Here is a 5,877-nt window from a genome sequence, read left to right on the forward strand (position 1 = left end):
CCTGCCGGACGTCGACGAGCTCGACACCCTCGTGGTGGCGGGCGGCTGGCAGTTCCGCGAAGCCGCCGGTGATCCGTCGCTGGTCCAGCAGCTGCGCCGGCTGTCCGAGCGCGCCCGGCGGACCACCTCGGTCTGCACCGGCGCGTTCCTGCTGGCCGAGGCCGGGCTGCTGGACGGGCGCCGGGCCACCACGCACTGGGCGAAGTGCGCCGAGCTCGCCGAGTCCTACCCGGACGTCGTGGTGGAACCGGACGCGATCTACGTCCGCGACACCCCGGTGCTCACCGCGGCCGGGGTGACCGCCGGGGTCGACCTCGCGCTCGCCCTCGTCGAGGACGACCACGGCCCGGAGGTCGCCCGCTCGATCGCCAAGTGGCTCGTGGTGTTCCTCCAGCGCCCGGGCGGGCAGTCGCAGTTCAGCGTGTGGAACTCGGCGAAACCGGTCCGCGACCGCGCGCTGCACGACCTGCTCGCCGAGATCGCCGCGAACCCGGCCGGCGATCACCGGATCCCGGCGATGGCCGACCGGATGGCCATGAGCCCGCGGCACTTCACCCGCCTGTTCACCAGGGAAGTCGGCACCAGCCCGGGCCGCTACGTCGAGCAGGCTCGCGTCGAAGCGGCCCGCGCGCTGCTCGAGACCGGCCAGCGCGGCATCGCGCGGCGCTGCGGTTTCGGCAGCGCCGAGACCATGCGCCGCGCCTTCGTCCGCCAGCTCGGAATCCCGCCCAGCGCCTACCGCGACCGCTTCCGCACCAGCACCGACGCACCTTGAGGAGACCACTGTGGACATCGCCTTCGTGCTCTACGACCGCTTCACCGCGCTGGACCTGATCGGCCCGTACGAGGTCCTCGCCGGCCCGGACAGCACGACCCCGCACTTCGTGGCCGCCACCCGCGACACGGTGGTCTGCGACTCCGGCCTGCCGATCCAGCCGACCACGACCTTCGCCGAGCTGACCGGCCCGGACGTCGTGGTCGTCCCCGGCAGCTCCCAGTGGCGCACCGCGCTGGAGCACACCGAGCTGATCGACTGGCTGGCCGCCGTGCACCCGACCACCACCTGGACGGCATCGGTCTGCTCCGGATCGACCCTGCTGGCCAAGGCGGGCATCCTCGACGGCCGACCGGCGACCACGCACTGGGCGGTCCGCGACGCGCTGGCCGAGCTCGGGGCGCGGGTCAGCACCGATCGCGTGGTGGTGGACGGCGACGTGATCACCGGCGCCGGGGTGTCGGCAGGCATCGACATGGCGCTGCTGCTGGCGGCGCGGTTGTGGGGCGAGGACGCCGCGAAGCTGATCCAGCTGGCCCTGGAGTACGACCCGCAACCGCCGTTCGACGCGGGCTCGCCCGACAAGGCCGGACCCGAGCTGGCGGCCGCGGTCCGCGAAGGGGTGCTCCCCGCGTAGCGCGGTTACGCTCTGGCCGTGGCACAGGACGAGCACCGCGTTTACCTCCTCCGACACGGCACCACCCAGTGGTCCCAGACCGGTCAGCACACCAGCCGCTCCGACATCCCGCTCACGGTCGAAGGCGAACTGCGGGCCCGCCAAGCCGGGCAGACCCTGTCCGCGCTGCGCCCGCCCGGACCCGTCACCGTGCTCGCGAGCCCGCGCCAGCGCGCGCAGCGCACAGCGGTGCTGGCCGGTCTGGACGACATCGTCACCGAACCGCTGCTCGCGGAGTGGGACTACGGCGACTACGAGGGCCTGACCACGCCGCAGATCCGCGAGCAGGTCCCGGACTGGACGGTGTGGACGCACCCCTGCCCGGGCGGCGAGACCTCGGCGCAGGTCACGGCGCGCGCCGACGACGTGCTGGCGCGCATCGCGGACGCCGCGTCCGATGTGGTGCTGGTCGGGCACGGCCACTTCAGCCGCTGCCTGGTCGCCCGCTGGCTCGGGCTGCCCGCCACCGATGGCGCGCGCTTCGCCCTGGACCCGGCCGGGATCACCGTGCTGGGCTGGGAGCGCGGCGTGCCGCAGATCGTGCGCGCCAACATCCCGCCCTGGCAGCAGGGCTGATCCCCTCCACCGGCCCACCGGCGCCGAATATGCTGCTCCGGTAGGCAGAACCCGTGGAGGTACCGATGATCCGCCGTGCGACCGAAGCCGACGTTCCCGCCATGGTCGAGCTGGTGCACGAACTCGCGCTGTACGAGAAGGCGCCCGAGAAGTGCCACCTGACCGACCAGCAGCTGCGCGCGGCGCTGTTCGGCCCGAACCCGGCGCTGTTCGGGCACGTGGCCGAAGTGGACGGTGCGGTCGTCGGTCTCGCCCTGTGGTTCCTGAACTTCTCCACCTGGGAGGGCGTGCACGGCGTCTACCTGGAGGACCTGTTCGTGCGTCCCCAGCAGCGCGGCAGCGGTCTGGGCAAGGCCCTGCTGCAGGCGCTGGCGAAGGAGTGCGTCGACCGCGGCTACGCGCGGCTGGAGTGGCAGGTCCTGGACTGGAACGAGCCGGCCATCAACTTCTACAAGGCCGCCGGTGCGATCCCGATGGACGAGTGGACGACCTTCCGCCTGACCGGCGAAGCCCTGGACGCCTTCAGCGCCTGAAAAACCGCAGTCAGTCCTCGGGGTCTGCGTCGGGGGCGGCGTTGCCGTAGTAGGACCACTGCCGCCCCTCGCGGTTGAACATGAAGTAGAGGACCGCGATCGCGGGGATGGCGAGAGCCAGGCCGATCACCGGCTGCCCGGAGGGCCCGAACGCGTACCAGGCGGTGCCCAGGAGCATCAGCTGCAGCAGCAGCGCCGGGGTCCGCGCCCAGTGCTTGCCCTTGAGCATGCCGATGCCCGCCGCGAGCACGCCCGCCGACAGCAGGGCGTAGTACCCGGCCTCGCCGTAGGTCTGGCCGCGACCGAACTCCCCGACCCCGCCGATGTCGGCGGCGGTGCTGCGGATCAGCAGCGCGGCGACGAAGATCAACCCCGCCACGGCCTGCAGCGTGGTCAGGACGCCGGCGATGCGCACGCTGCGCGGGACGACTTCGGTCAACACAGTCGCTGCTGCCCTTCCGGAAAAGCCGAATTCGGTGACTCTGCGTATGCCCTTCCGATGGTAATACCGCCCGAACGTCGCATGGCTGCGACCACGGTCACCGCGCGATGATCGACTCATGGCTGCCACGGCGATCGCGGATATCGGGGTGTCCGCTGCATCGTCCGCGCGCCCGACCGGCTCGGGTGGACGACGAGCGGATGCGCTCCGGGGTTGCGCATCCGGGTTCCACCGGGTCCCGGCGGAGGTCAGCGGCACGGCGCACCCGCTCCTGGTGCTTCAGCCGACCCGCCCCGCCCGCGTCGGGCACGGCGGCCGATCCCACTGCCGATCGCGGCGGAAGGGGGCCCTGCCGGAGAGCTGAACCGCTGGACGGTGCACGGACGCCCGGAGGCCTTCCCCTAGGCTGCGGGTGTGCGCGCCGTACTCGTCGTCAACCCGCAGGCGACGTCCACCACTGCGGCCGGCCGGGATGTTCTCGCCCACGCGCTGGCCAGCGAGCTGAAGCTGGACGTCGTCGAAACGCAGTACCGGGGTCACGCCGCCGACGCCGCCCGCGCGGCCGTCCAGGACGGCGCCGACCTGGTGATCGCGCACGGTGGCGACGGCACGGTGAACGAAGTGGTCAACGGCATGTTCGCGGCAGGCGAGGTCGGTGACCGCGAGATGCCGACGCTGGGCGTGGTGCCCGGTGGTTCGGCCAACGTGTTCGCCCGCGCCCTGGGGCTGCCCAGGGATCCGGTCGAGGCCACGCACCGGCTGCTGCGCGCGGTCGACGAGCGCAGCTCCCGGTGGGTCGGGCTGGGCCGCGCCGATGAGCGCTGGTTCACGTTCAACGCAGGTGTGGGATGGGACGCAGAAGTCGTCGCCGAAGTGGAGCGGCTGCGCTCGAACGGCCGCAACGTCACGCCCGCGCTCTACGCCCGCACGGCACTCGCCTGCTACTTCCGGATGGCTCGGCAGGAGCCGCAGATCGGATTGCAAATCGGCGACGAATTGCAGGTCAGCGGGTTGCACAGCGTGTTCGTCTCGAACACCGACCCGTGGACCTACCTGGGGTCCCGACCGGTCCGGATGAGCCCCGAGACCAGCTTCGACACCGGTTTGGGCGTCTTCGCGCTGAAGAACATGCGTGCTTACCCTGTGTTACGACATGTAGCGGAAATGCTGCGCGGTAGAGCGAAACCACACGGAAGAAACTCAATTGAGCGTGCGGACGTGGCCCATCTTTGCGTAACCTGTACGGAGCCGTTGCGCCTGCAGGTCGATGGTGATTGCCTGGGTGAGCGTTCGGAGATCGAGTTCTTCTCAGTCCCGGATGCTCTCCGCGTCTCCGTATAACCTTCACGTAACGGATGGACGTCGTTGCCGACTCGCGACCCCCATCTGCGACCGGTGACACACTGAAACCCCTGGTCAAGCTCTGTCGATCTTTCGGGTGAGCTCCCTCACCACACGAGATCGAACTCTTGACATCGCGGCAGTTCGTGAAAGTATTCACAAGCACACGGACTCCGTGAAAGCATTCACAAACACCCCGAACGTACGAGCGGCGCGCGTTGGCGCGCCTAGCGAGGAGCAAGGAACGATGGACTGGCGCCACGATGCGGTTTGCCGTGACGAGGACCCGGAGCTGTTCTTCCCCGTCGGGAACAGCGGTCCTGCCGTGCTGCAGATCGCCGAGGCGAAGGCCGTTTGCCGCCGTTGTCCGGTCGCCTCCGAGTGCCTGGCTTGGGCACTGGAGAGCGGGCAGGACGCCGGCGTCTGGGGCGGTATGAGCGAGGACGAGCGGCGTGCCCTCAAGCGGCGCAACGCTCGCACCCGGGCCCGCACCAACGCCTGAGTAGCGAAGCTCGCTGAAGACGCAGCGGGTCGATCGCACCCCCGGTGATCGACCCGGCGTCTTCGCCCCGGTCGCGAAGAACGGCCATCGCACCGAACAACCCGCACACCCCGACGAGACCCGGCTGATCAGCGTCGACGTCGGAACCGGAAGAACCGCTCAGCTCACAGCTCGTTCGAGCCGGCGGATCCGGAGCTCCGATGAGATCGGTCGAGATGCGACACCCGACCGCCGCATCACAGCATCGACGCACCGCGCGGCGCCCGACCCACCGGGCAGACGTCAGCGCCGGTACTTCAGCGGAACTCGCAACACCGCCTCGGTACCCCGCTGCCGCCCGCGACCGCGCAAGCTCAACGACCCTCGGAGCTCGGATTCCACGAGGGTCCGCACGATCTGCAGGCCGAGGCGTTCGGCGCGTTCGAGGGAGAAACCCTTCGGAAGGCCCTGACCGTCATCCGAGATGACGACGTCCAGCCAACGCGCCGAACGCTCCGCCTGCACCACGACTTCGCCGCCCTGCCCTTCCGGGAAGGCGTGCTCGAAAGCATTCTGCACCAGCTCGGTGAGCACCATCACCAGCGGGGTCGCCAACTCGGCGGACACCACCCCGAACCGGCCTTCGCGACGCACCTTCACCCCGGTCTCGGCCGCGGCGACGTCGCTCATCATCGGGATCACGCGGTCCACCACGTCGTCCAGGTCGACCCGCTCGTCCACCGACATCGACAACGTCTCGTGCACCAGCGCGATCGACGTCACCCGCCGCACCGACTCGTCCAGCGCGAGGCGCGCCTCGTTGTTGCCGGTCCGCCGCGACTGCAGCCGCAGCAGTGCGGCCACCGTCTGCAGGTTGTTCTTGACCCGGTGGTGGATCTCGCGGATCGTCGCGTCCTTGGACATCAGCGCGCGATCCCGCCGCTTGACCTCCGTGACGTCGCGGACCAGCACCAGCGCACCGGCCTGCTGCCCGCGCGGGCGCAGCGGCAGCGCCCGGAACAGCACCGTCGCACCGCGCGCCTCGGCTTCGAT

At 70.4% G+C, this 5,877-nt stretch carries 8 protein-coding genes; 6 read left to right on the forward strand and 2 right to left on the reverse strand.

Annotated elements, in window-relative coordinates; translation table 11 throughout:
- From ABTZ89_RS34450 to ABTZ89_RS34465, 4 genes are all read left to right on the forward strand, one after another.
- Positions 1 to 775, forward strand: a 775-nt coding sequence (locus tag ABTZ89_RS34450; protein WP_351052751.1) for a GlxA family transcriptional regulator, incomplete at its 5' end; no start/stop codon positions are given.
- Between the two features lie 10 nt (positions 776 to 785).
- Positions 786 to 1,412, forward strand: coding sequence for a DJ-1/PfpI family protein (locus tag ABTZ89_RS34455; protein ID WP_351052753.1), 627 nt, complete (start codon positions 786 to 788; stop codon positions 1,410 to 1,412).
- 18 nt (positions 1,413 to 1,430) lie between these two features.
- On the forward strand, positions 1,431 to 2,027 hold the full coding sequence (locus ABTZ89_RS34460) for an acid phosphatase (RefSeq protein WP_351052756.1): 597 nt from the start codon (positions 1,431 to 1,433) through the stop codon (positions 2,025 to 2,027).
- A gap of 65 nt (positions 2,028 to 2,092) precedes the next feature.
- Positions 2,093 to 2,560, forward strand: coding sequence for a GNAT family N-acetyltransferase (locus ABTZ89_RS34465; protein WP_270949052.1), 468 nt, complete (start codon positions 2,093 to 2,095; stop codon positions 2,558 to 2,560).
- 10 nt (positions 2,561 to 2,570) lie between these two features.
- On the opposite strand, the gene ABTZ89_RS34470 is transcribed toward ABTZ89_RS34465, so the two are convergent.
- Positions 2,571 to 3,002, reverse strand: coding sequence for a hypothetical protein (locus ABTZ89_RS34470; protein ID WP_270949051.1), 432 nt, complete (start codon positions 3,000 to 3,002; stop codon positions 2,571 to 2,573).
- 414 nt (positions 3,003 to 3,416) lie between these two features.
- Between ABTZ89_RS34470 and ABTZ89_RS34475 the strand changes: the two genes are divergently transcribed.
- Positions 3,417 to 4,343 carry a diacylglycerol/lipid kinase family protein gene (locus tag ABTZ89_RS34475; protein WP_270949050.1) on the forward strand — a complete coding sequence of 309 codons (927 nt, stop codon included), beginning with the start codon at positions 3,417 to 3,419 and terminating at the stop codon, positions 4,341 to 4,343.
- A 247-nt stretch (positions 4,344 to 4,590) separates the two neighbouring features.
- On the forward strand, positions 4,591 to 4,845 hold the full coding sequence (locus ABTZ89_RS34480) for a WhiB family transcriptional regulator (RefSeq protein WP_093157940.1): 255 nt from the start codon (positions 4,591 to 4,593) through the stop codon (positions 4,843 to 4,845).
- Between the two features lie 282 nt (positions 4,846 to 5,127).
- Here ABTZ89_RS34480 and ABTZ89_RS34485 read toward each other — a convergent pair.
- Positions 5,128 to 5,877, reverse strand: a 750-nt coding sequence (locus ABTZ89_RS34485) for a sensor histidine kinase (RefSeq protein WP_351052760.1), incomplete at its 5' end; no start/stop codon positions are given.

Source organism: Saccharopolyspora sp. NPDC002686 (assembly GCF_040295745.1).
GTDB lineage: Bacteria > Actinomycetota > Actinomycetes > Mycobacteriales > Pseudonocardiaceae > Saccharopolyspora > Saccharopolyspora oryzae.